This window comes from Paraburkholderia sp. PGU19 (assembly GCF_013426915.1).
GTDB lineage: Bacteria > Pseudomonadota > Gammaproteobacteria > Burkholderiales > Burkholderiaceae > Paraburkholderia.
This window is the reverse complement of the sequence record NZ_AP023182.1, coordinates 403,713-427,838: the sequence shown is the minus strand read 5'-3', so window position 1 is coordinate 427,838 and position 24,126 is coordinate 403,713. Positions and strand designations below refer to the sequence as shown.

17 protein-coding genes and 1 pseudogene are annotated in these 24,126 nt (G+C 59.6%); 9 read left to right on the top strand and 9 right to left on the bottom strand.

The window, feature by feature from the left end; genetic code table 11:
- Positions 1 to 63: 63 nt before the first annotated feature.
- Positions 64 to 252, bottom strand: coding sequence for a hypothetical protein (locus H1204_RS42385; RefSeq protein ID WP_180736059.1), 189 nt, complete (start codon positions 250 to 252; stop codon positions 64 to 66).
- 451 nt (positions 253 to 703) lie between these two features.
- Here H1204_RS42385 and H1204_RS42380 point away from each other — a divergent pair, with 451 nt between their 5' ends.
- Positions 704 to 1,060 (top strand): STAS/SEC14 domain-containing protein, encoded by a 357-nt coding sequence (locus tag H1204_RS42380; protein WP_180736058.1) that lies wholly within the window; start codon positions 704 to 706, stop codon positions 1,058 to 1,060.
- Between the two features lie 198 nt (positions 1,061 to 1,258).
- Here the strand turns inward: H1204_RS42380 and H1204_RS42375 are convergent, their stop codons facing one another.
- A complete protein-coding gene (locus H1204_RS42375) occupies positions 1,259 to 2,173 on the bottom strand; it encodes a LysR family transcriptional regulator (protein ID WP_180736057.1) in 915 nt (304 codons plus the stop codon).
- A 168-nt stretch (positions 2,174 to 2,341) separates the two neighbouring features.
- Between H1204_RS42375 and H1204_RS42370 the strand changes: the two genes are divergently transcribed.
- Entirely contained in the window at positions 2,342 to 3,781 is a 1,440-nt protein-coding gene (locus tag H1204_RS42370) for a YfcC family protein (RefSeq protein ID WP_243469092.1), read from the top strand.
- Positions 3,782 to 3,806: 25 nt separating this feature from the next.
- Positions 3,807 to 4,997: a M20 aminoacylase family protein gene (locus tag H1204_RS42365; protein ID WP_180736056.1), complete on the top strand. Its 1,191-nt coding sequence runs from the start codon at positions 3,807 to 3,809 to the stop codon at positions 4,995 to 4,997.
- A gap of 631 nt (positions 4,998 to 5,628) precedes the next feature.
- On the opposite strand, the gene H1204_RS53090 is transcribed toward H1204_RS42365, so the two are convergent.
- Complete coding sequence (locus tag H1204_RS53090; protein WP_346015796.1) at positions 5,629 to 6,180, bottom strand: hypothetical protein; 552 nt, start codon at positions 6,178 to 6,180, stop codon at positions 5,629 to 5,631.
- On the opposite strand from H1204_RS53090, the gene H1204_RS53085 reads away from it, so the two are divergent.
- A complete protein-coding gene (locus tag H1204_RS53085) occupies positions 6,157 to 6,666 on the top strand; it encodes a helix-turn-helix transcriptional regulator (protein WP_346015795.1) in 510 nt (169 codons plus the stop codon). The two genes, H1204_RS53090 and H1204_RS53085, sit on opposite strands and share 24 nt — an antisense overlap.
- Positions 6,667 to 6,679: 13 nt before the next feature.
- Here H1204_RS53085 and H1204_RS42355 read toward each other — a convergent pair whose 3' ends face one another.
- Positions 6,680 to 8,005: an MFS transporter gene (locus H1204_RS42355; protein ID WP_180736055.1), complete on the bottom strand. Its 1,326-nt coding sequence runs from the start codon at positions 8,003 to 8,005 to the stop codon at positions 6,680 to 6,682.
- A gap of 464 nt (positions 8,006 to 8,469) precedes the next feature.
- Here H1204_RS42355 and H1204_RS42350 point away from each other — a divergent pair, with 464 nt between their 5' ends.
- On the top strand, positions 8,470 to 9,486 hold the full coding sequence (locus tag H1204_RS42350) for an IS30 family transposase (RefSeq protein ID WP_180736054.1): 1,017 nt from the start codon (positions 8,470 to 8,472) through the stop codon (positions 9,484 to 9,486).
- Between the two features lie 142 nt (positions 9,487 to 9,628).
- Here the strand turns inward: H1204_RS42350 and H1204_RS42345 are convergent, their stop codons facing one another.
- Entirely contained in the window at positions 9,629 to 11,074 is a 1,446-nt protein-coding gene (locus H1204_RS42345) for a sialidase family protein (RefSeq protein WP_180736053.1), read from the bottom strand.
- Between the two features lie 1,121 nt (positions 11,075 to 12,195).
- On the opposite strand from H1204_RS42345, the gene H1204_RS42340 reads away from it, so the two are divergent.
- A complete protein-coding gene (locus tag H1204_RS42340; RefSeq protein ID WP_180736052.1) occupies positions 12,196 to 14,127 on the top strand; it encodes an SMP-30/gluconolaconase/LRE-like region family protein in 1,932 nt (643 codons plus the stop codon).
- A 284-nt stretch (positions 14,128 to 14,411) separates the two neighbouring features.
- On the opposite strand, the gene H1204_RS42335 is transcribed toward H1204_RS42340, so the two are convergent.
- The gene (locus tag H1204_RS42335; RefSeq protein ID WP_180736051.1) at positions 14,412 to 16,319 is read right to left on the bottom strand and encodes a kelch repeat-containing protein; all 1,908 of its coding nucleotides are present in this window, start codon (positions 16,317 to 16,319) and stop codon (positions 14,412 to 14,414) included.
- 691 nt (positions 16,320 to 17,010) lie between these two features.
- Here H1204_RS42335 and H1204_RS42330 point away from each other — a divergent pair.
- Together H1204_RS42330 and H1204_RS42325 are read left to right on the top strand one after the other, a co-directional pair.
- Complete coding sequence (locus tag H1204_RS42330; protein ID WP_180736050.1) at positions 17,011 to 18,528, top strand: transglycosylase SLT domain-containing protein; 1,518 nt, start codon at positions 17,011 to 17,013, stop codon at positions 18,526 to 18,528.
- Between the two features lie 110 nt (positions 18,529 to 18,638).
- On the top strand, positions 18,639 to 19,079 hold the full coding sequence (locus H1204_RS42325; protein WP_180736049.1) for a potassium channel family protein: 441 nt from the start codon (positions 18,639 to 18,641) through the stop codon (positions 19,077 to 19,079).
- A 785-nt stretch (positions 19,080 to 19,864) separates the two neighbouring features.
- Here the strand turns inward: H1204_RS42325 and H1204_RS42320 are convergent.
- From H1204_RS42320 to H1204_RS42310, 3 genes are all read right to left on the bottom strand, one after another.
- The gene (locus H1204_RS42320; protein WP_180736048.1) at positions 19,865 to 20,872 is read right to left on the bottom strand and encodes a transglutaminase family protein; all 1,008 of its coding nucleotides are present in this window, start codon (positions 20,870 to 20,872) and stop codon (positions 19,865 to 19,867) included.
- Between the two features lie 554 nt (positions 20,873 to 21,426).
- Positions 21,427 to 22,185 (bottom strand): TerC family protein, encoded by a 759-nt coding sequence (locus tag H1204_RS42315; protein ID WP_243469091.1) that lies wholly within the window; start codon positions 22,183 to 22,185, stop codon positions 21,427 to 21,429.
- A gap of 495 nt (positions 22,186 to 22,680) precedes the next feature.
- Positions 22,681 to 23,268: a hypothetical protein gene (locus H1204_RS42310; RefSeq protein WP_180736047.1), complete on the bottom strand. Its 588-nt coding sequence runs from the start codon at positions 23,266 to 23,268 to the stop codon at positions 22,681 to 22,683.
- Positions 23,269 to 23,521: 253 nt separating this feature from the next.
- Between H1204_RS42310 and H1204_RS52075 the strand changes: the two are divergent.
- Positions 23,522 to 23,858, top strand: a pseudogene (locus H1204_RS52075) (SulP family inorganic anion transporter); the annotation flags it as partial.
- Positions 23,859 to 24,126 lie beyond the last annotated feature (268 nt).

Below are 24,126 nucleotides of genomic sequence, written 5' to 3'. Positions count from 1 at the left end.
CTTCGGCCGTTCGGAATCTGAGACCTCAATGGCCGCTCCGCAGCGCATTTCGGTCATCGAAATCTAATCGAGATACGCGAACGGCGCATGCGAATCCATCCAGTCATATCGACTGCTTGACGTCGTCCACGCCCACTTTCGCTCGAGATCGAGACTCATCTTGCCAAATTCGTCAATGCGATGATTTTGCGTGCGATTGCACTCGCCGTTACGCTGCCGGGCAGCGTGTTTTTCCTCTGTTTCGTGTGTCATGGTTAACGTGTTTCCATTAAGTTGATGGCATGCATTCTTGTGTCTGCGTCTCGAGTCGAGAGGAGACGAGCTATTCAAGGCGAACTGCGTCAGTCCGCACATCGTTCGCTATGCTTTCTGTCGCAGTTGCGTCATAGCGTAGACCTGCGCGGCAAATGCTTGGTTCGACTCGACGACATCGAGGTCCGCCACATGCAACCAGCACGCTGCAGGGCTGCACGCGTGGCCGGGAGAACATTTGAGTGAATCGTATCCTTGGAGGGCGCAGGCCGGGTGTCCAATCTGGACGATCTATTGACATCCTTGGCCACGTCGGGGCGGTTCGGGTACTCTGAACGGCGTTCTACCTGCTAACCGGGCCGTCTGAAAAGGGGTAGCATTAGGGCGTTATTGGACGCCAGGCTCATCCGGGCCTGTGCGTGTAACGTCTTCCTGGTAAGGCGGTCTTGCCATGATCCTGTATCACACCGAGCCCGATTCCCCGGTCATCGAAGTTACCGTCGAAGGTAAGATCACCGACCACGATCTGCGCGAAGCCATTGAGCGTATGCGTGGCGATCTCGAACTGAACGGCAAGACCCGCGTGCTCGAACGCATCGAGCATTTCACCGGTATCGAGCCGAAGGCGCTGTGGACCGATATAACGCTCGGCGTTTCCGTGGCCCGCAAGGTCACGCGCGCTGCCGTGGTGGCCGATGCGGGTTGGATCCGCGCCTCAATGCATCTGGCGCGATTCTTTACGAAGGCCGAAGTCAAGGCATTCCACGTCAGCGAGTTGGAGCAGGCGCGCATCTGGATCAACACCTGAGCGCCGCCTGGCGAATCTCGTGGTAGTCCGGCTGCCCGTCAGAGACCGCGCGCCTCTAACCGACCCTCGACGGTCATGCGAGCCAGCGCGAACGGGATGACCGGTTCCTGGAACCAACAGTCGATCGCGGCGCTATGTAGATCGCCACAGATGCCTGGGTGCGAACGTCCGGAATGCAACCTGTAGCCGGCTCCATCGCTATACCGTCGACATTAGCCTGACGATTTCCCGCAGAAGATAGTTCGCGGCCGGGCCAAGTCGCCGCCCAGCCCGTGTAATGACGTAGCGATCAAACGTACGTGCAATTGGATGGTCAATCGGCACAGCTTTGACTTGGGCTGCGGCGATCCGCTCCTGAGCCGCCCCGCGCGTCATAAATGCAACGGCCAGGTTCTGTGCGGCGATTGCCGTGGCCGTCGAAAACCGGTCGCAGCGGAATGCCGGCATGTACGTCCGACCGATATCGGCCAGGATCGCGTTGACATGGGCCTGCAGCCCGAAATCCGGAGGCATGAAGACCAGACGCTCGTTGGCGAGATCTTCCATGGTCACCGACTTGCGTGACGACATCGGATGGTTGACCGAGAAGATCGCGCACAAGGGCTCGCTTTGGAATAGGCGGGCGTTCAGTGTCGGATCGGTCGAAGCGCCGATGGACACGCAGATATCGACCAGATCTTCGCGGATCATTGAAAGGAGTTGGGGAAGTGAGCCGGTGCGCAACTCCACGGTGATGTCGGGGTATTTGTCCAGGAAAGGTTTCAGGACAACGGAGACCAGGCTCGCTATCGTCCCCTCGCCCGCAGCGATTGTGACCTGCCCCCGCTTGAGGCTGCGATATTCATCAAGCTGGGCGCGAAACCGGCGGGCGTTGCGCTCGCAGTCACGAAAATAGTCGACTGCCATCTGACCCGCTTCGGTCAACTCCATTTTTCGGCCGCGACGCGTCACGAGAGATAGACGAAGCTCGCGCTCGGCAAGGGCGATCTGCCGACTGATGGTCGAGACGTTCAGACCAAGACCGAGCGCCGCCTGGCGCATGCCACCGTACTGCGAGATAGCGACCAGGTATTGAAGCGTACGCTCCGAAAGGCCCCGTTCGGGTGTTTGCAATGTCGACTCCGCTGTTGCTCTGTACGCAACATTTTTGCAGACATGGGGACAACTTTACATGCAGATTTTCGCTGATACTCCGCCACTGAGCCGGTTAGGGAATGCGGACATTCCCAAGCCGAACGGAGAATAGAGAAGTTTACAACGTGAAAGCATTGATGGAGGGACATGATGAACGACGCCAGCCGGCCAGTTGAAGGCCTGGAGCCGCCGCGCCAGCCAGCCCGCGTGATCGGCGGCAAGGAGCCGATCAACCCCTATGTACTGCTTTTCGTCATGCTGGTAGTGGCCGCGATCGCGACATGGGTCGTGCCATCAGGCGAATTTTCCCGAACAGTCAGCAATGGCGTCAGCCTCGTTGTTCCGAACAGCCTGAAGCCGGTCTCGCAGCACGGCGTGATGCCGGGCGAGATGTTCGCTGCGCTGGCCAAGGGGATGATTGCTTCCGCGCCGATCATCTTTCTGATCCTTTTTACCGGCGGTGCGCTTGCCGTGCTGGAAGCAACCGGCACTGTGCGCAGCGCGCTCGCCATAGTTGCACATGGAGAAGCGGCGCGGGCGCATATCACCGTCATCGTCGTTTGCGTGATCTTTTCGCTGCTCGGCACGCTGGGCGTGGTGACGAACTCGGTTGTGGCATTCGTCCCGCTCGGGTTGCTGCTTGCGGAGTCCATGGGGCTGGCAACGGAGATCGGTGCTGGCCTGATCTATCTGGGCACCTACGCGGGCTTCAACACGGGGATACTCAATCCGGTCACGACTGGATTGTCGCAACGCCTGGCCGGCCTGCCGATGTTTTCCGGCATGTCGTTCCGGATCTGCATCTACGTCGCCTTCCTGGTGGTTACCATCATCTTCCTCATCGTTCGCATCCGCGCGCATCGATTGGTCGACGCGGCGGAGTCCGTGTCGACGCCCGAACGTGACCGGACAGTGCTGCGCCCGTCTGCACGACGACTCGACCCGCGGCAAATCGCTGTCGCCGGAATCGTGGTCATCTGCCTGTCAGTATTTGTCTACGGCTCGTCGACGCGCAAATGGGCGGAGACGGAGATGATTGCGATGTTCGTCATCATGGCGATTGCCTCCGGGATCGTGAGCGGAATTCGGCCCGGCAAGATTGCGGACACGTTCCTTCATGGCTGCAGCGGACTCGTCAAGGGGGCGCTTGTGGTGGGCGTGGCGCGGGCCATTTCGATCGTCCTCAGCGACGGGAAGATCCTGGACCCGATCGTCAACATGCTCACTGGCATGCTTGCCCCGCTCGATTCCACGCTGGCCGCAATCTGCATGTTTCTGAGCGCCGCGCTCATGCACGTCGGAATCTCGTCCGGATCGGGCGAATCGGCGGTGCTCATTCCGATCTTCGCGCCGCTTGGCGACACGCTGCATCTGACTCGGCAGGTTACGGTACAGGCGGTGCTGCTCGGCGAAGGCTTCATCAACTGCTTCAACCCCACTTCGGGCGTCTTGATGGCTGTCCTTGCAATGTCCGGCATTCCCTACGTCAAGTGGGTGCGCTTCGTCATGCCGCTGCTGGTTGCCTGGTTGGCCATCTGCATCGTTGCCATTGCAACCGGTGTCGCCATGCATTGGGGCCCCTTCTAGTCAGCCGCTACTTCCGGAATCGAACATGCTATTACCTGACCTTAGTTCCATCTCCGATCTGCAGCCGTTCGCCGACGATATGCGTCAGCTCCGCTATACACTGCATTGCTGCCCGGAACTCGCGTTCGATGAGGTGCAGACTGCGGAGATCGTCGCACGCCGCCTGAAGGAGTACGGTTACTCAGTCGAGACGGGGATCGCCGGCACCGGGGTGGTAGGAACGTTGCGACTCGGCACGGGCGAACGTCGTATCGGGATCCGTGCCGACATGGATGGACTACCGATCGACGAACTCAATACGTTCGACCACAAGAGCCTCCATCCGGGCCGCATGCATGCGTGCGGCCACGACGGACATACCGCCATGCTGCTCGGCGCGGCCCGGCACCTGGCGCAACGCGGACGATTCGACGGCACCGTGCACCTGATCTTCCAGCCGGCCGAGGAGCGCGGCTACGACAGCGGGGCCAAGCGAATGGTCGAGCAAGGGCTCTTCACGCAGTTTCCTTGCGACGCGGTGTTCGCCATGCACAACCATCCGGGCGCTCCGGCAGGGACGTTCATGTTCCGCAAGGGCAACTTCATGGCCGCGGGCGACCGCGTCTACGTGAGGATTGTGGGCAAGGGTGGGCACGCTGCCCGCCCACATTTAACCAACGACCCGATCGTCGCGGCAGGCAGTATCGTCATGGCTTTGCAAACCGTCGTGTCCCGCAATGTCGATCCGACCCAGTCCGCAGTCGTGACCATCGGAAGGATAGCCGGCGGATCGGCTCCCAATGTGATTCCGGGGGAGGTTGAGTTGAGCATCAGCGTTCGATCGTTCGACACGGAAGTCCGTCGGACGCTGAAAGAGAGAATCACGAGGCTCTTGCACGCCCAGGCCGACAGTTATGGCCTCACCGCAGTCGTCGATTACGTCGAAGGCTATCCGATGGTGACGAACACCGATGCCGAAACCGAGCTCGCGATACGGGTCGCCAAGGAACTGGTCGGCGAGGAGCGGGTAACGGAACAGATGGCCCCATTGATGGGCAGCGAGGATTTTGCCTACATGCTGCAGGAGCGCCCCGGCGCATTCCTGCGGATCGGCAATGGCCCGACCGATGGGGGGAACACCCTGCATAGCGCGACCTACGATTTCAACGATGAGAACCTGGTCGTCGGCTCCGCTTTTTGGGCAAGACTGGTGGAACGGTATATGCCGATTCAATAAGCTGTCGATGGTGACAATATGGACCGCGGGCGCGGCGCCGCCCCTGGGCCGCGAGTTCGTAACCCACCTGCTGACCATGCACGGCACGACACCCCAAACCGGTGCGATCGAGGCATTCGAAATGAGTCGACAGGGTGCATCACTCTTGCAATAAACCCTGACATTCGCTGTTTCCAAAGGGCGAAAATCAGGGGGAGCAGGCTATAACCGCCTCACCGGCCACGGTCTCTAAACGTTGGCAAAGGCCGCCGATGCAACGAGCATCGTCGATCCGCGATCGACCGATAAGCGAGCGAAGCCGACGTCCGAATGTCGAACCTACGCCCGAGTCGAACGACGGCTCGTGGTGGACATTCGAATGGCTGCTGCGCATTCGACAGTGGACTTTTCGACCTTCCATGACCGGCGGAGCGTTGTCGACGTGAGCTGTCCCACGGGATACTCACTTCCACTCAAGACCTGGCATTCGCTTTAGCCAGTACAGACTCGATATAATGCAAAAAAGAGGCATGCCGCGACATACAGTTCGCAGCTGTCCGTCCGCATCTTCCGGATTAAGGCAACAAGCCGGTGCTCGGCGTTCGCCTTGCTGCGCGCCTTTCAAATTCGCCCACCAATCGGGACCCAGCTTTCAGCCATGCGCCAACGTCTCAACGGGGCCGGTAGTGCAGCGGTTGGCACGAACCGGATCATTCATAGCCATTTCGATGTTCGAAATGAGCCGGTATCCCGGCAACTGCTGCGCTGGTGCGAGCGTGTCGGGCACGTCATAGACGTCGTGGCTTCGCGTGCCCAGACCGAACAGCCGTTTCACGGGGCGATCGAACGATTCGTTGTCGATGACATCGTCTTTACGGATTGCTGGACGGACGAGCTGCTGCTGGAGCGTACGATTGCCCGCATATCGCGGGACAACGTTCGCAGTTTCGCCTTTCACGTGTTTCTGGAAGGCGGGGTCGAGCCGCTCGTCGTGCACTCGGCCAGGCGGCGGGGCGAATTCTGCCGTGAAGGAATTCTGGCGCTCGACATGGACCAGCCAATCCGAATGCGCCGGCAGGCTTGCCGCGTCGTTACGCTCTTCGTGCCCGGTGCGCTTTTGCAGCAATTCATTGCCGACCCGGCAGCCCTCCATGGGCGTGTGCTCCAGCGCGGAAGCCCGATGGTGCGTTTGATCGTGGAACATGTCACGGCCTTGGCCGGGAGAATTGGTTCTATTGCGATAGACGAAGCGCAGCGAAGCCTCGCGGCTACTGTGCAACTGCTCACCGCGGCCTTCGCGCAGGAGGCAGGGCTTGCCGGCAATGCGCGCGCAGCGGTGCGCGCGGCGATGTTCGATAATGTACGCCGCTACGTGCAGGCAAATCTGCAGGATTCTGACCTTTCTCCTGAAAGTGTTCTTGACGCGCTTGGATTGCCTCGTCCGACTTTGTATCGGCTGTTTCAGCACGAAGGCGGAATCGGCGCTTATATCCGGCACCTGCGTCTTCGGCAAGCGGCCGATGATCTGGTCCGGCATCCCAATCTTCCAGTGAAGGACATCGCCTACGGGCACGGTTTCAAGAGTGCATCAGATTTCACGCGGGCGTTTCGTCGCGCGTACGACATGGTGCCGCAAGATATTCGCGCGATAGATAACCACTTTCTGCACGAATGGAAGCCGTACGTTTAGGGGCTGCGCATTGTCAAGCGTCAGCACGTTCCTCCTTGAAACAGAGTAGCGCGCCAACACTCAGCAGACAGCATGGCGTGGCGTACCACGCCACGGCCATCGGGTTGCCACTCCAGTTGACCAACGCTGTCACGACGAGTTGCGCCGTGCCCCCAAAAAGCGCTGTGCCGACCGCATAGCCGATGCCGTAGCCGCTCGCCCGGACGTGCTGTGGCCAGGCTTCAAGAATCAGCACGTTCACAACGCATCCACCGACCGCCACGAGCGCGGTGATGCACGCTACACCGGCCAGTAATATCGTTGCGGTGCCGGTATGAATGATTAAATAGAATATCGGCGGAATGACCGCTGCAAGCACTGCGGCGACGGCAATGACGAGCGGCTTGCGGCGCGGCAGCCTGTCGGCGAGCCAGCCCGAAGGCGGAGCAAGCATCATGATCAACAGACCCGAGAATGCCGTCGACAGAAACCCCGTGACGACATTTTTGTGCATGACGCGGTTCAGCCACGCTGGCATGTAATAGACGATCGAATAGAACGACACCGTGCTAAAGCTCGTCGACAGCGTGGCCAGGATCAGCGTTCTAATGTGATGACGGGCGAGCCTGCCGGGCCGGCGACGCACTGCATAACTGGCCGTGTGCGCACGTGGGGCATCGTTCGCGAGGAATTGGCGTCGCAGGTAGTAGCCCACCGCGAGCAGCGGCAGCGCGAACGCGAAGGCTACGCGCCAGCCCCATGCCGTTAGCTGCTCGGGGGAGAGAATGCTGCCGAGCAGCGAGCCCAGCGACGCACCGAGGAGCGGGGCGAGTGCGTTGCCCGCCAATTGCGAGCCGATCGCACGACCACGCACCGCGGGCGACGCGGCTTCCACGACGAGTGCGGCTGCCGCGCCCATCTCACCGCCGATCGCCAGGCCTTGCAGCACGCGTGCCAGGACGACTATCAAGGGGGCGGCTACGCCGAGCGCAGCGTAGGGCGGACAAAGGACAATAGCGGCTGTACCAAGCGTCGCCATCCAGGAGGTAGCGAGGAGCGCGCGACGGCGGCCAGCGCGGTCCGCATAGGCGCCAATCACTATGGCACCTACAGGGCGGAACAGAAACCCGACGCCGAAAGTAGCGACGGCGAACAGCAGCGACGTCATCGGATCGACGGAAGGAAAGAACTGATCCCCGATCATCGCTGCGAAGAGCCCAAAAACGCTGAAATCGAATAGCTCAAGGCCATTTAGGAGCGACGTTGCGATAACGATTTTCATAAGTGAACGGCTACCGTCCGCGGCATCGCTTCGCTCGATTAGCACGCACGGTTCGTCATCAATCACTTGCTTTCCCATCTATATGATCCGCTTGGTCGACGGCCAAGGTTAGCAGGGTTAGCAGGTCGTTTGAATAGAGCCACAAATGATTTCTGGCGAACCGCTTCGAAGCGTCAGTAGCAGCTGGAAGGCCGCCGCTGGGACGATGATGGTTTGAACGTCGCCTTAGGTTCGGGAAGTCTTATTCGTCGATAAAAAGAGGAGACATTCGTCGGCACGGGTTCGCGAATGTCAGTGAAGCGACCTTCGGCCGCCGCACAGCGGCTGATCGGCGACCGTCGGCTTTGGCCGATTTGCTCGCAATGTGCATCCGGCAGGTTTCGGATGGCGGATTCAACCGATCGACGCAATAGTTTGATGGAATCGCTCGGCTGGCGTTTTGTAACCGAGGGTCTTTTCTTGGTCGCTCAATCTTACGGTCGGAATCCCAGGCGAGTTCTCAAGTTTGAAGTGCAACACCTCGCCTCATATAAGGTGTTGCCATGGAAAAACGATACCAACAACTCCAGCCTGAAGAGCGGCTGACGATTGCCAGCCAGCATCTGCAGGGTTCAAGCATACGGGCTATGGCCCGTATGCTTGGGCGCTCACCTGCAACGGTGAGTCGCGAACTGGCTCGCAACTGCGGGCCTGACCGCTATGCTTCGGTGCCGGCCCAGGCGTTAAGCGTGGCGCGACGTGTGGCTGGCCGGCGCCCCGCCAAGCTCGATCCGCAGGGTGTTACATGGCGCATCGTCCTCACGCTGCTGGACTGGAAATGGTCGCCTCAGCAGATATCAGGTACGCTCAAACGTATGCACCCGAATGATTCGTCCCAGCGGGTCTCGCACGAGACCATCTATACGGCTATCTACGCTCGTCCGTATGGGGAACTGCGTCGCCAGCTCGTCGCCTGTCTGCGCCACCATCGCAGCGATCGCATACCGCGAAGTCGAGGCACAGACCGGCGCGGTCAGATTCCAGATATGGTCAGCATTCATGTGCGACCACCCGAGGTGGACGACCGCGTGATGCCGGGCCACTGGGAAGGCGACTTCATCAAGGGTGCAAACAATGCCTCTTCCGTGGGCGTGCTGGTCGAACGCTCCAGCCGCCTTGTGCTGCTTGCCCGCATGGACGATGCGACAGCTGCCTCGGCACTCGCGGGCTTCTCCGCCAAACTGAATTCCATCGCTGCGCCGCTGCGACAGAGCTTCACGTACGACCAGGGCAAGGAAATGGCCTGCCACCAGGAGCTCGCGGCCGCGACCGGTGTGAAGGTCTATTTCTGCGACCCTCACAGCCCCTGGCAGCGTGGCACGTGCGAGAACACCAATGGTCTGCTACGCCAGTATCTGCCCAAGGGCACGGATCTCTCGGTCTACAGCCAGGACGACCTTGATGACATCGCTGACAGCCTCAACAGCCGGCCACGTGCCACACACGCTTTCCACTCGCCGTTCGAAGTCTTCGCCACCATGCTTGCACTTGCTTCTCAACCTGATAGTTCCGTTCACTAGGCATTGTGTTGCGCTTCACATTTGAAACCGCCCAGGTAATAAGGCGAGCACAGAAAGTTGAGTCGTGGGGTGTCCTGCATCGGGAACGCGGCTCGCCGCTGCGGCGCGCCGCGCGCCGCAGCTCCCACACATACTGTTATGGCTAAGGCTGAGCAAACACGTCTGTGCGATTGCTCAAATTAGCTGAGTTTGTTTGCACGAAAAACGGGACGAACGTCGATCCGATCGCGACCAACCCTTGATAGTCTCCGACGAAGAAACCCTCAGCGTCCGGCGCGGTCTTGAGGTCAAACGCTCCCGCCAGATGTATTTCATTGGCGAACGTCGTTCCGTTGTCTGCCGATGTCGTTTGCCAGATATCCGTCGGTAGTGTCGTGGTGTTGCCAGCCGCCAGATTGCGGAAATCGTAGTACGTCACGGCAACGGTCCCCGACGAATTGACAATGATGCTCGGATTGAATGCGGGGCCTCCTGTGGGCGTGTTGACCCGTATGGGTGCGCTCCAGGTCGCGCCGCCGTCACTGGACGTAGAAAGTGCGATTTCATCGTACTGCCCGCCATTGAAGCGGGAATCCTGCCACACGACGTAGAGTTGCCCGCTCTTCGGATCGATCGCGGGCTCGGGAATGATGTCTCCCGAACGGACCTCTTCGCCGGTGTTCGGATCAAAGACTGATACGGTCTGCAGCCCCGAGATGACTTTCGGCGCGGTCCATGTTGCTCCGTCATCGGTCGATTTGATGAACGCCACTCTGCCCGCCGCCTTGGAGAACGGCGGAATGATCAGGTTGAAGAAATCGTAGAGCGTTCCGTGCTTCGAATCGACCACGATCTGATTGCCGATTGTCTGGCGATGGGACGGAACGAACGACACGATCACGGATGGCGCACTCCATGTTTGGCCACCATCGATCGTCTTCGAGAACAGCGCCGGCCCCCGGAAGGCAGCCGTATGCCTGCTAGCGTAGGGATTTCCGTTCGGCGTCTCCAGCCGGTCCCACACTGCATACGCGACGCCTGCCCTGACAGGATTTGCCGTAACCGATTCCTTGTCGTTGAAGAATTGCGACGACGGTTCGTTATTGGCGATGATGGTGCGTGGAGGCGCCCATGTCAGGCCGCCGTCCTTGGAAACCGAGGCGAGGACCGCATTGCTGTTGTTGGATTGATTGAAGGAGATCGATACAGCGTACGCCGTTCCATCCGGGCCGATCGACACCCACGGATCGGACGCGCGTTCGTAGCCAGTCCCGCCTGCGCACGCACTGAAAGGCAGTGCAACCGGCGTGCTCCACGTAAAACCGCCATCGAATGACGGGCGGGCAACCAGGCCATGGGCGCCGCCGTTGTTCCATCGGTCCTGTTGCCATACGCCGATCAGGTTCGACGGATTGCTCGGATTCGTAGCGATCCAGGGTTCGACTTCGGCGTTCACGTAGTTCGTGCCTGGGCCACCTGTGGTGCAAGCGGCAAAGGGACTGGGACCGGAGACCAGGACGGGCGCAGCCTGACTAGTCGGAATGAATGTGGCGAGAACGACAGCGAGCGGAATGCCGCTCAACAGTACACGGTTCTTGTCGCAACGCATGGAAGGCTCCTTTCCATTGCGGCCTGTAACAGCCCACAGTAGCCTGCTGGCAGCTGCGAAGGAAGTGGAGTGGCATTGCATCTTCGCCGATGGTTTCATCGATAACATCGTCGGCGCGTATTGTGTCCACCATTGTTCGCTCGCCAGATTCGCTACCGCTTCAACCGCCACAGACCGCGAGCGCTGATCACCGCCAGCGCGTCGGTCAAGACTGCACTACCAGATATCAAACCGGTTTCTCACGCACCAGAAACTTCGCTTCGCGATGACTGGACTCTCTGCCAGGACCGCCATTTGTCTGATGCGTGGAATGGACTTTAGGTCGTGGCGAACGACGTTGCGCGAATTTTTTGTAACATTTGAAAGCGATACGCACTCTTATCTGTCGAGCCGTACCAGGCACTGTTTCGACATGTGCTGATATGGGATTTTGGACGCCCGCTCGGCACATACGCATTGCCTGATCGCGTCACGATAGGGCCGGGGCCAACAAGCGCATCCTGTTCGGAGCGTCTGTGTCGCAATGCCAGCGTCGGCGGACCCGATCAGGTTCAGCGCAGTCGACGTGATCACGGGGACGATCGCCGACCTTTTGTCGACGATGTCGCGCCAGCGTCCGCAGGCGTCCACTCCTCGGAGACTCAGTGCAATGTGCGGAAGGGCAACAACGGGTTCGACTACTGTCCTCTGGACGCGCACAACGCTGCCGTTCGACAAGATCGTGTGCTCGACGTCAGCAATACTAATCATTGCCGCCGTAGGACTATGGTCATGCCAACGGCGGCTATGGCCGATGACTCGTCCTCGATCGACGGTACAGGGTGGCCGTTCCGCTTTGGAACTCCAGCAACTCGACCTGCAGCAACGGGTCCCTTGCTGCCGATCGCCGCCGCATGTGCCACGCGAAACAATGCGCCATGCATGAGGCAGCAGGCGTCCCTAAAGGAGACGGTCGAGCTTCGCTTAAGACCACAATTCACGTCCGTATGCAAAGTCGCGGTGCGGCTTGTAAAGGCGCGATGAGTTGCATATGTTCATACGTGGGTCACCGATCACGAATTTGAAATCTGGCTGGCCGACCATTCACGTGAATGATCGCTACATTCAAGAGAGCATCGGTCATGGTTGAGAAAAAGCGGATTCATGCTGCACTCCTCGTCGCAGCGATCGCCACGATCGCACCGGCGTGTCAGGCGGAAAACACCACCGACTGGCTGGCGAACACCTATGGCACCCTCGCCGCCCACGTGGGTAACACCGCGCGTTCCATGTGGGTCGCGCCCGAAGGCGTCATCTATACGGCCTCCATGTGGGACGAGTACGAGGGTGGCGTCGCTGTCTACCAGGCCGGCAAGAGCCTCGGCTCGATCGGCGCGCACGGCGAGTTTCAGGGCGGCGCGATCACGGGCAACGCAACGTCGATCTTTGTGGCACTGCAGCCCGGCGGGACGTACGGAAGCGGTGCGGTGGGGCGATACAACCGCACCACCAGGACTCGCGATCTTTTGATTCAGGTCAGTGCGTTTAACAACCTGCCGCGGGTCGACGTCGTCACTGGACTGGCCACGGCGGCCTCGCTCCTCTACGCGAGCGACTTCTATGGCAATCGCGTCCGGATCTTCACTACCGACGGTGTCTGGAAGCGGGACATCAACGTCACGGGCCCGGGCGCCATCGCACTGGATGGCGCAGGCAACGCCTGGGTCGCACAGAAGGGTGAGGGCTCGATCGTCGAGTTCAGTCCAACCGGCGCGCTGTTGAACACCATCCGGATGCCGAGCGGTTCGCAGCCATCGGCGCTCTATTTCGATGCGTCATCGGGGCAGCTCATGGTTGGGGACGAAGGCCCCGACATGAACATCAAGCGCTACAAGCTCTCGGGCACACCGGCGCTGGCCGGTACATTCGGCATTCAGGGCGGTTATCTCGACACCACGACCGGAATCAAAGGACAGGTTGGAGACAAGCGCTTCACCCGCGTCACTGGCATCGGCAAGGACAGCGCAGGCAACCTCTATGTGCTCAACAATCCGTGGGGCGGAAGCTGGGACCTCGGCCGCGACGGCGGCACGGACCTTCACTCTTATAACAGTTCTGGTCGCTTGCAATGGAAGCTTCAGTCTCTCAACTTTGAGGGGATCGCCGCTCCGGACCCGGGTACCGACGGCGTCTACTTCTATGGAGGCACCAACATCTACACCGGCACCGCTGGGGGAACCTTCGTAGCGAACACTGTCGATCCGATCGACTATCCATCCGATCCACGCATCAACATCAACGATCGCTCACGGGACGAGCACTTCGGTCAACTTGCCACAGTCGGCGCAAACCGGATCCTCGTGGTGTCCGGCCAGAATCCAGATATCTACTACTTCTTCCACTTCAATGCTGCGAATGGCTACATCGCAATACCGGACGCGACGCTTCCCGGTGCGGCGTTCAAGACGACCGCATCAGTCAGGGACGGATTCTGCATTGACAGCACGGGAGGGGTGTGGGCCGGCCTGGACAAGACTGGTTACATCTACCACTATCCGCTGAGTGGCTTCGACGCCAGCGGCAAGCCAACATGGGGATCCGGTATCCCCATTCGCATTCCCGAGAGCATCAAGCCGCTGACGCGTATCGTCTACCTCGCGGACAGCGACACGATGATTCTCGGACGGGGCATTGTTGGGAGTACGGACTGGACGTCGATAGGCACGCGGATCGAGGTATATCACGGCTGGAGCGCGGGCAACACTACGGCACCCAATCCGGTGATCAACCTCACCCGCGCCGGCGCCAAGTCGATTGACGCGGCCGGCAGCTATCTATTCGTCGGCTACTGGTTCGGCAGCGGGCAAGCTTTGCCGAACATCGACGCCTTCAATCTCGCTTCAGGCAACCTCGACGCCACGCTGGTCAACACCAGTACAGGTACCGTCGACGCCAGCAGCGCCATCGATTCGATGTACGGCATCAGGGCATACCTTCGATCGACAGGCGAGTACGTGGTCACGAAGAACAACGTCAAGGGTTCCAGCATCACCGTTTATCGCTGGACGCCTTGATCTTGCGTTTCGTCAGTGAGAGAGGTTGGTTATAGCCCTTTACGCGATGCAGAGCATACTCACGAGTGAACGGCTGCATTGGGGAGAGTCAACTGGCCGCTGGGGGGCGACCTACGACGCCCATCATCTGGCTGGCTGCGGCCATCAACGTACGTTCCTTGCGTTTTGTGCGGGCCACGGGAACGACAGCTCCGTGTCGCGTTTCGGTCACTGCTGCTACAACGCGGCTACATCGCGCACTTACGTGCCTGTCGCCAACACAAGTCGCAATCTGCATCCACGCATCAATGAAACAGTTCGGCGCGAGCCAGTATTCCACGACCGATTCCCCCGGCGATGAGCACTCTGCCGTCAGCTAGCAGCGTCGCCGTATGCTGCTCGCGCGCCCAGCCCAGGCTGGCCGTTTGCGTCCAGGTACCCGTAGCGGGATCGTAAAGCTCGTCTGAGTAAAGATCGCTCCCTGCCAGTCCGGCGGTGGCAAGCACCCGGCCGTTGGGCAGTAACGTGGCAGTCAGGAGGTCGCGTGCATGGATCAGGCTGCCCGTCTGTGTCCATGTCCCTGTGGCGGGGGCGTAGCGTTCGGCTGACGACAGTTCAGTGTTTCCGTCCGTTCCCGCTAACGCCAGCACCGTTCCGTCAGGCAGCAACGCGGTGGCGAAGTCGGTGCGCACCTGACTCATGCTACCCGTTGGCGACCAGGTCCCCGTTGCTGGATTGTAGAGTTCCGCCGAAGAAAGGGCGCCTGAATCGCTCGCCCCACCCACAACGAGTACGAGGCCGTTGGCCAGCAGCGTGGCAGTATGGGAAAAGCGCGCTTGCGCCATGCTGCCTGTTGGCGACCAGTTTCCCGTCGCCGGGTTGTACAGTTCGGCCGACGACAGGGCTCCCGCCTTGCCCTCGCCGCCTGTTACGAGCACGAGGCCGTTGGGTAACAGCGTGGCCGTGTGCAAATCACGCGCATCGCTCATGCTGCCGGTGGACGACCAGCTACCCGAGGCCGGGTCGTACAACTCCGCCGACGACTGTTCACTGCCCACGCCCGTTTTGAATCCACCCGCCACGAGCACGCGGCCGTCGGGCAGCAGCGTCGCCGAGTGGGATTGGCGCGCCTGGCTCAGGCTGCCGGTCGATGTCCAGGTGTTGGTGGCCGGAGCGTACAGTTCGGCAGAGGCAGTGGCTTGCTTTCTTGTTCCCGCAGCGACCAGAACCTGGCCATTGCGCAGCAGCGTGGCCGTGTGCCGGAAACGTGCCTGATTCATTGAGCTGGCAGGTGTCCACTCTCCCGTCACCGGGTCGTCGACGCCGATGACGATCTGCACGGTGACGCTGCCCGCGCTGTTGCTGCCCATAATCGTATAGGTCGTCGGTGGCTGCACCGTGGTTGGTGTGCCGCTGATCGCGCCCGTCTGCGCATTGATGCTCAATCCGTCAGGTAGCGCTGGCGACACCGAGAAGAAAGTGATTTCATCGCCAGTGGACAGCGGCTCGTCGTAAGAGATCGGCTGGCCGACAACGTAGACGGGAGCCAGATCCCAATAGCTAAGGCCCGCCGGTGGTTGAATCGCAGCGTGCACCTCGATCGCGAGCTGAACCTCGACAGAATCGACGCTGTTGCTGCCGATCACCGTGTAGACGGACGGTGGGCTGACTGCCGAGGGTGTGCCAGAAATGATGCCTGTTTGCGGATCGAGGAGAAGCCCCGCGGGCAGGGCAGGCGAGATGCTGTACAGGGTGATTTCCCCGCCGGTGGCGATCGGTGTGTTGGGAATGATCGGCGCGTTGGTCGTATAGATCACAGCGGGGTTCAAGTAACTCAGGGTTTCCGGGGCGATAGCTTCGGGCTTGACCTCGATCTCCACCCTGATGGATTCGCTGCCTGCCGGATCGCTGGCGTCAATCGTATATATGGTGTCGGGAGAGACGCCGTTTGGCGTCCCGGTGATCGCGCAGGTCTGCGGATCGAGCAATAGCCCCGCGGGTAAAGGCGGCGACACGCTGCAGTGTGTGATGAGCCCGCTGCTGCTGAGCGTATTGGGAACGATTTCAGTGCCTTGCGGGTAGACAACTGCAACATCGCGTTCGGTCAATCCAGCCGGCGCCACCGATGCGGTGCCGTTGCCGTTACCTTGGCAACCCGCAACCAGCATCGCGGCAAGCAGAAGCACGCAGATCACGACTCGTCTGGTATGCATGGATTCGACCCTTGCTCACTTTTATCAGCTTAGGTCGCATGGCGAAAAAATCAGACAAAAATTGCAGTGAGCGCTTGATGGCCTGGTTGTCTTCTCTTCGCGTTGCCACGGCAGGTGATCATCTTTTTTCTGCTGCTGAACGGACCTTCCCGGCTGCGCCGTTCCGTTGGCTGCTTCGGAGATTCCGCTCTGGCTGCGCGGATACCCGGTGGTTAGGAAACGTGCCTAGTGATTCCCGGAGTGGACATGCCATCTGCATAGCGTCTGATCGGGCCGCCGACCTCGCTTATGCCCCTGGGTTCGAATGTCCGAAAAGCCAGCATCTGGCGGCCGCAATCGCGCCGAAACCAGAGTATCGGCAATGGGTCGAGGGTCAACCGCATCGGGCAGAGATCGGGCCATGAACCGCCATTCAGTCATCGGTTCGGTCGGACATTCAAACAGCCGCTTATCGCTGTTATCCGTCACTTGGGCAGGCGACGAACGCTCAATGGGCTTGGTAGCCGGGATAGAGGATGGGAGTGCCGGAAACGACAAACAGGTCTTGAACCGCTTTTACTCGCAACTATGCTGTAAGAAATGAAGTCAAGTACACGAAGCGCTTCTAAAGGTCAGCTTATTGAGCCTGTTGATGATTGCGCAATCAGGCGGGAGCGCGCAAGCGTAAAGATGATGGTCGGCAACAATGTGTATGAAGTATGTCGTTCGGGCGTGGATGGTATTGGGCCTGCTCGTGGTTTCGCTCTACGTGCGGACTTCACCTGGCGCTGTAGCACAGCCGACGTTGGCCGCGTCAGCAGCATCATCTCCGTCAGCTTCTTCGCCCGTATCAGGTAGTGCGGGCCGCCGGATCGATCTGACCAACACGCCGTGGCGGGGCGATTTTGATGCAATGCTCGAGCGCCGGATGATTCGCGTTCTCGTTCCGTATAGCCGCACACTGTACTTCAATGACCGCGGACACGAGCGTGGACTGACAGCGGACTTCGTGCGCGACTTCGATCGATACGTGAACAAGACGTACGCCGATCGTCTGGGCAACCGCCCGATCACGGTCATCATGATTCCCACGACACGCGATCGACTGCTGCCCGGCCTAACGGAAGGTCAAGGCGATATCGCAGCCGGCAACCTAACCGTGACAGCGGATCGCCAGAAACAGGTGGACTTCGCCACGGCGCACGCTCTCAAGCCAACCAGAGAGATCGTTTTGACCGGTCCCAAGTCACCCGCATTGTCGAAACTCGACGACCTGAGTGGCAAGACGGTACACGTGCGCCGCCACAGCAGCTATTACGAGAGCCTGAGCGCACTGAACAACCGCTTCCAGAAAGCCGGCAAGTCACCGATACGGCTCGTGCTGCTGCCAGAGGCGCTCGAAGATGAAGATGCGATGGAAATGCTGAACGTCGGCTTGCTTCAGATCCTGGTCGTCGACGACTGGAAGGCGCGCATGTGGGCGCAGATGCTGCCGCAGATCAGGTTGCACGAGAACATCGCGGTACGCGAGGGAGGGGTTATCGGTTGGGCGATTCGCAAACAGAGCCCCCAGTTGCAATTGGTGATCGTCAACTTCTACGACAGTTTCATCAAGAAGCAAAGTGTGGCGCAGGCCCGCCTGAAGCAGTACATGAAGGGCATCAGACAGATCCACAACAATACGGACAGTGCCGAACTCAAGCGCTTCAGGCGGACAGTGGCGTTCTTTGAGAAGTACGGCCAGCAATACAGTTTCGATCCCCTGATGCTCGCGGCACAAGGGTTTCAGGAGTCGCGGCTCAATCAGGAGGCGAAGAGCCGCGTCGGTGCGGTCGGAATCATGCAACTGATGCCGGCCACAGGTAAGCAGCTTAACGTCGGGGATATCAAGGTCGCCGAGTCAAACATTCATGGGGGCGCGAAGTATCTTGATCAGCTGATGACCCGTTATTTCCCCGATGCCCATTTTTCCGAGGTTGACCGACCGCTGTTCGCCTTCGCCAGCTATAACGCAGGACCGGGGAACATCGCGAAAATGCGCAAGGAAGCTTTGGAGCGCGGTCTCAATCCTGATGTCTGGTTCAACAACGTTGAGATTGTAGTGGCCGAGAAGATTGGCATCGAGACAACCACGTACGTGCGAAATATCTACAAGTACTACGCATCCTATCGCCTCCTCGAGGAAGCGCGGGCGAAGCGGACCAGGGCGGTTCAGCAGCTGAGCGGCTGACGCAATGTGTCCTATGATTGGTCGGGGGAGAAAGTTTTGAACCTGCGATCTCCGCGTTCCGAATGCTGCGCCGTTTTTGCCTGCGCGCTGCCCTGAAGACGGAGTCAATCATGCTGCAGAATGTACTGGCCGCCGCTCCGGCCATGGTCCTGTGCCTGCTGCTGCAAGGCGTGGTGGTAGCCATCTGCCTGCGCCGGTATGCTCGCTTCCGGCGCAACGTTAAGAACCAGGACCTGCTATGGGTGGACGTCCTGCTATTGATAACCGTGATGCTGCTGACCTTGCTCTGCAATTTCGCCCAAATGGCAATCTGGGCTGCGCTGTTCATGTTCTTAGGCGAGTTTTCCGATTTCGCCACGGCTCTGTATCACTCGGCGGTCAACTTCATCACGCTGGGCTACGGCGACATTGTCATGTCCAAGCAATGGCGCATGCTTGGCCCAATCGAAGCTGCCAACGGCATCCTTATGTTCGGAGTCTCAACTTCAGTGATGACGGCTGCGGTCATGGATGTGATTAAGTACCATCATGCCCGGCTGCAGCAGGAGTAGCCGCGAACGCAAGCATTCGCCAGGCGGTGTTCGCAAAGCGCCAGGCGAATGACGTATGGGGCCTGTCCTTTCTTGTGCACATCGACCGACAAGCTAGCAGTTTCATTGCGAGCGGGGCTCGAGGCCTCTATGGCGAACCGGGCGCTGGCACTGTTCCGGCACCTGGCCCGCATCCCGACCGACGCGGATCCACCGACCGTGCGATGACCTGGGTCGTAAGCGCTTGAGCGCGGCCCGACCAGCCTTTCGTAGACGCATCACTCACCCGCGGCGCCCCGCGCGCTTTTCGTGCGGTACGCGGCTCTGCGGGCGCCGTGTACGGCCTAGCATGTCGCAGTGTTGTTCGTCCTGGTCGAACACTGTGAGTAGAAACTCGATAGGCTCACTTGTGGGAACTGAATTCCGCCCGTCCGACCACGAGCCGTTCGCGCAGACGGGCGTATCGGCCGGTGTTCTCTACGTGTGGCAGCACCTGGCGGAAGGTGTGTCAAAAACTCAGGGTTGCACCTCTCGTTCGGAAAGTCGGGTTTCGAGAAGGGCCCTCAACGGATTGCAGGATTCGCCGCTTGCCTGGTTCAAAGGCAAGTCGAATCTGCTGATCCGTCAAATCCCCTGCGCCAAGGTGCTCCCGCACCGCTTCATATGGAAGAGCGAACGCGCGGTACCCCATCCGAAGCCATAGGCGGAAAACCGCATGGAAGAGTCCGGAGACAGGACGGGGAGTGTGAGCTGGACTGACGGTCGATTGATGACAATACCTTGTATGGAAACACGGTCGTCAAAAGTTAAGACCCGGCGGTCATTGGACTCTGCGAGGAACGTTCGCCGATCAATGCCGGCTCTGCCGGCTGCTCGATTCGCCGCACGCTGACGCTGACGTCCATGCCGATGAAGTCCTGCGCGGCACCGAACCAGGAGCCGGACACTGGCGCGGCCTGTTCGGGCTTGCGTGTGAATGCCACTCGGATCAGGTCAGTGCCGCCAACGAGCGAATTGGTCGGGTCATATGGTACCCAGCCGGCGCCTGGCAAGAACACGTGCAGCCATGCGTGGGTCGCGCCGGCACCTACCACGAGTGGCTCGTCGCGGCTTTCGACCTGTTTCGCGCCCTGTTGCAGTCCTGTGTTGCGCACCGGCGGCGGGGCCGGCGTGTCGAGCGCCTGGTCATACAGATATCCCGACACAAAGCGCGCGGCCAATCCCAGCCCCCGAACCACCTCCATCATCAACAGCGCGAAATCGCGGCATGTGCCGCTGCGCCGGTTCAGCGTCTCGGATGGAAGCTGAGTGCCCATTGCGTCACGCGACTGGTACCGGAAGTCGCTGCGGATGGCGGCGTTGATATTGGCCAGGATGTCGCGCGTGTGGGTGGTGCCGCGCCGGGGGAGAAATTGCGCCACCCAGTCGTGTAGCAGGGGCTGATCCTCTGGATATTGCGGCGGCAGGAAGGGTGCAAGGTCGAGCCGATCCTCGTCGGTGTACTGGAACGGGTAGTTCTCGGCTTCGGGCGCCACTGGCAACTCCAGATTCCTGACGCCGAAATGCTCGATCACGAAGCGCGCGCGGAGCTCCAGGGCGTTGGCTGGCACTCGTGGTTCGACGATCGCGACTGAATTGGAAAACACGTCCTGCATCCAGTACTGTGTGCTGTGTGGCGACACCGCCAGCGTGGCCGACAGCACGCGGATGTCGTGCGCAGCCCGCGGCCGGAACATCACGCGGTGAGGGGAGAACTCCACAGGCTTGTTGTAGCGATATGTTGTGACGTGCTCGACTTCGAGAAAGACGGACATGTGCGACCTCCGGGCCAGTGCTGAGCGAACTGGTTGTCACGCGCGGACGCTGTTGCCCGCGCTGTCGAGCGGCAGTGAGACAACGGCGATGCCGAACTTGCCTGCTGACACGGCAATGATGCCACTGACGGTTCCATCCGCGGTAACTGGCCATTCAATTCGCAATCTGAAGGGGCAGCACGCATTGCGTGGGCTCAAGAGCCCGCGATGTACCCGCCAGACGCTTCGAAGCACACACTGGTCACGGCGGCTTATGGATGGTCAGCAGACCTTTGAGCGGCCGTGTTGCTGGACTGCGCGATGACTGCTTGTTGCCGACGGTACCGTGCGCGCTGTTCGGAGGTACGCCTGACGTGTTCTGCGCACAATCGACCGCTGCGTCAACCGGAGCCGCCATTTCAATGCCCGAGCTAACGCCCAGACCAAGTCCGTCGATGGGCAACTGGACGCGTAACCTCGCTTCACCGTAAGCCACCGTTCGAAACATTCGCGGTGCGCTCACAAGTACAATCCCGTCTTCGCACGGTGTTTCCAGATGGGCCTCACGCGTATGTTCAACCGGTTTGCCTGAGACGACGGTTCCTTCGTGCTCGCCTTGTAAGCATGTTCATGCCTTCGACGAACGCGGAGAACGCCATCGCCGCGTAGATGTAGCCTTTCGGAACATGAGAACCAAACCCTTCGGCGATCAGCGTCATACCAATCACCAAAAGAAAACTCAGCGCCAGCATCACGATTGTCGGATTGTGCTCGATGAAGCGCGACAGCGGGCCGGCCGCAAACAGCATTGCCGCGACAGCCACGATCACAGCGATGTACATAATAGCGACATGATCGGTCATGCCAACCGCGGTCACAATGCTGTCTATGGAAAACACCAGATCAAGCAGCACGATCTGGCCAATCGCCGCTCGTACCGTCATGGTGGCCGGGCCAGCGTCACTTGTGGGATCGTCCTCATCGCTTGAGACGTTGTGATGCATTTCCTTCGTCGCTTTCCAGACAAGAAACAGTCCCCCGCTTAGCAGAACAAGATCGCGCCAGGAAAACGCATGACCGAAAAGTGACATCGCAGGCTGCGTCAAATGCGTGATCCATGCCACAGTGCCAAGCAACATAAGGCGCATTATGAGGGCAAGCCCGATGCCGATCCGCTGGGTCTTGGTCCGTTGAGCAGGTGGCAGCTTGTTGCTGAGAATGGAAATGAAGACGAGGTTGTCGATCCCGAGCACAACCTCCATGACCACAAGTGTCACAAGAGCAGCCCAGACGGCGGGATCACCAGCGAGAGCGACGAGGAAGTCCGTACTCACGGAATTACTCCGGGGTAGTGGAAATATCAAGTTGATTGCGACACCCGAGCAAACTATCCAGTCCAATCGTTATATTCGCTGCTATCACGACTATTTGATGTCAGTTGCACATACAACTTCTGCTGACCTGCCAGTTGAACCTGCATACGATCACGCGTACACCGGTGACAGCCGACTTCAACGATCCGATTTTCAGGCAGCCGTCTGCTTTGGAGCGTCCCAAGAGGGATGTTTGTCCAGATGGGTGTCTTCTGAGCATTGCAGCGCTAATTCGTGAACGTGTCTGTCATCGGCCTATTTCGCTGTCCACGTCGCGATACAAGACTTGTGAGAAATCAAGGCAGCTGACGCTTCAATGCCGTATTTCAGACGCAGCGATCGGCCACCCGAGTCACATTTTTTTACGCACTGAACGAAAACATTTCGAGGCTACGCATGACCTCAATTCGGTCGGAACGGTGAGAGCGTCATATCGAAGACCGTGAACTAGTCTCGTTACTCGGCCGGGCCGGGCGTGACGGTGATCGCGACCGCTTCAGTGTAGACAACTTTAACCTGATCGCCCTTCCGGACATTTTTCATCTGCTCCGGATCCTCCACATGCACATCGACGATGCCGCCCTGCGGTCCTTTCAACGTGACCGTCTTCGCCTTATGGTCAACCGAGATGACATCTGCCATCACCGTGACCTCCCGACCGATCGTGCCTCCCGGTTTGGCGCCCGGTTCCGCGCGCTTTTCGATCACGCGTTGCGTGGCCGAACGCGGGCCGCTGGTCTTTGAGAGGCTGAGAGACATCGCTTCCCTGTATTCGGTCGTGACGATGTCTCCGACCTTAAGCTGGTCAAAGTTGCGTGCCTCTTCCCCTACCTCAAGTTCGACCACCTTGCCTTTTTTGTCCTTGAGCATCACGGTACGGGTATCTGGCTTGATCTCGACGATCGTAGCCGTCACCTTCGCGGTTCCCACAATCGTGGCGCTGCCCGGCGCTTTCGTGACATCCACTGAGGTTTGCGGCTGGGCAACTGCCATGCACGCAGTCATCAGGACAGCGGCCGCAACAAGGATGTGATTCGCTTTCATTTCTGCGCTCCTCCCGTTTAGTCAGTGATCCGACGTCCGCAATCGGTTATGCCTGGAAGGACTGCGGAGCGTAATCAATGGCGCTCAGACCGTAGAATCCAGCGCTGGTCACGCGCGCACGGCCACCCGATGCCCGGGGACAGCACGCTCACAATCAGTCTAGGCACTGCCTGTTAGGGACGGTATTGGACTTTGGTCTCATACATTCCGGGACCTTCGGAAGGCTCACCCGAGGGGACGTCACACAAATTTTCTGTTGCCATTGGCGTATTCCTGGCTGCCAGGCGATCTGGCAGTGGGGCTGGTATTGACGACCATGCTGGTGCCTGTTGGCGCGTATGTGGAAGCATCAGGGAATCCGGGGGCATATTGCGTCGATGCGACGATCGTTTCGCTGCTGGCCTATATGCCGTGTTCGGTCCCAGCCGGATTCTCGTCCTCGGTTCCGACTCCGCACTTGCTGCTCCGATTCTCGCCGTCGTCGTTAGCCATCGCCGGCAACGATACGTCGCGCGTCATCGCGGTGGCCAGCATGATGGCGATCGGCCGGGTGGTACAGTTTTTCCGTGGGTGCAGGAAGTCTTGCGCTGGTCCTCCTGTGCACTTTTATGACCTCATGTACCGCAGCCATGATCAACCTCGCATACGGGAAACTCGTGTCTCTCAATAGTGCGTGGCTAGATGAAGTCCGAAGTACTGGAAAGAAGGATCGAGCGAACATGGATGCGTTGCAGCATTTGATGATCACCTTTGATGATGGGCCGTGCTACGCAATCATTTGCCGCTCCTGGAGCGTCGTTGAGTGACCGTTGTTGAGAACGTCGAGGGTCCCCGACGGGCCCAGCGACGACGGATGTC

Excerpts from the sequence above, each read along its gene's own strand:
- H1204_RS42385 (WP_180736059.1), bottom strand. The coding sequence starts at position 252 with ATGACACACGAAACAGAGGAAAAACACGCTGCCCGGCAGCGTAACGGC.
- H1204_RS42380 (WP_180736058.1), top strand. The coding sequence starts at position 704 with ATGATCCTGTATCACACCGAGCCCGATTCCCCGGTCATCGAAGTTACC.
- H1204_RS42370 (WP_243469092.1), top strand. The coding sequence starts at position 2,342 with ATGATGAACGACGCCAGCCGGCCAGTTGAAGGCCTGGAGCCGCCGCGC.
- H1204_RS42365 (WP_180736056.1), top strand. The coding sequence starts at position 3,807 with ATGCTATTACCTGACCTTAGTTCCATCTCCGATCTGCAGCCGTTCGCC.
- H1204_RS53085 (WP_346015795.1), top strand. The coding sequence starts at position 6,157 with ATGGTGCGTTTGATCGTGGAACATGTCACGGCCTTGGCCGGGAGAATT.
- H1204_RS53090 (WP_346015796.1), bottom strand. The coding sequence starts at position 6,180 with ATGTTCCACGATCAAACGCACCATCGGGCTTCCGCGCTGGAGCACACG.
- H1204_RS42355 (WP_180736055.1), bottom strand. The coding sequence starts at position 8,005 with ATGGGAAAGCAAGTGATTGATGACGAACCGTGCGTGCTAATCGAGCGA.
- H1204_RS42350 (WP_180736054.1), top strand. The coding sequence starts at position 8,470 with ATGGAAAAACGATACCAACAACTCCAGCCTGAAGAGCGGCTGACGATT.
- H1204_RS42345 (WP_180736053.1), bottom strand. The coding sequence starts at position 11,074 with ATGCGTTGCGACAAGAACCGTGTACTGTTGAGCGGCATTCCGCTCGCT.
- H1204_RS42340 (WP_180736052.1), top strand. The coding sequence starts at position 12,196 with ATGGTTGAGAAAAAGCGGATTCATGCTGCACTCCTCGTCGCAGCGATC.
- H1204_RS42335 (WP_180736051.1), bottom strand. The coding sequence starts at position 16,319 with ATGCATACCAGACGAGTCGTGATCTGCGTGCTTCTGCTTGCCGCGATG.
- H1204_RS42330 (WP_180736050.1), top strand. The coding sequence starts at position 17,011 with ATGAAGTATGTCGTTCGGGCGTGGATGGTATTGGGCCTGCTCGTGGTT.
- H1204_RS42325 (WP_180736049.1), top strand. The coding sequence starts at position 18,639 with ATGCTGCAGAATGTACTGGCCGCCGCTCCGGCCATGGTCCTGTGCCTG.
- H1204_RS42320 (WP_180736048.1), bottom strand. The coding sequence starts at position 20,872 with ATGTCCGTCTTTCTCGAAGTCGAGCACGTCACAACATATCGCTACAAC.
- H1204_RS42310 (WP_180736047.1), bottom strand. The coding sequence starts at position 23,268 with ATGAAAGCGAATCACATCCTTGTTGCGGCCGCTGTCCTGATGACTGCG.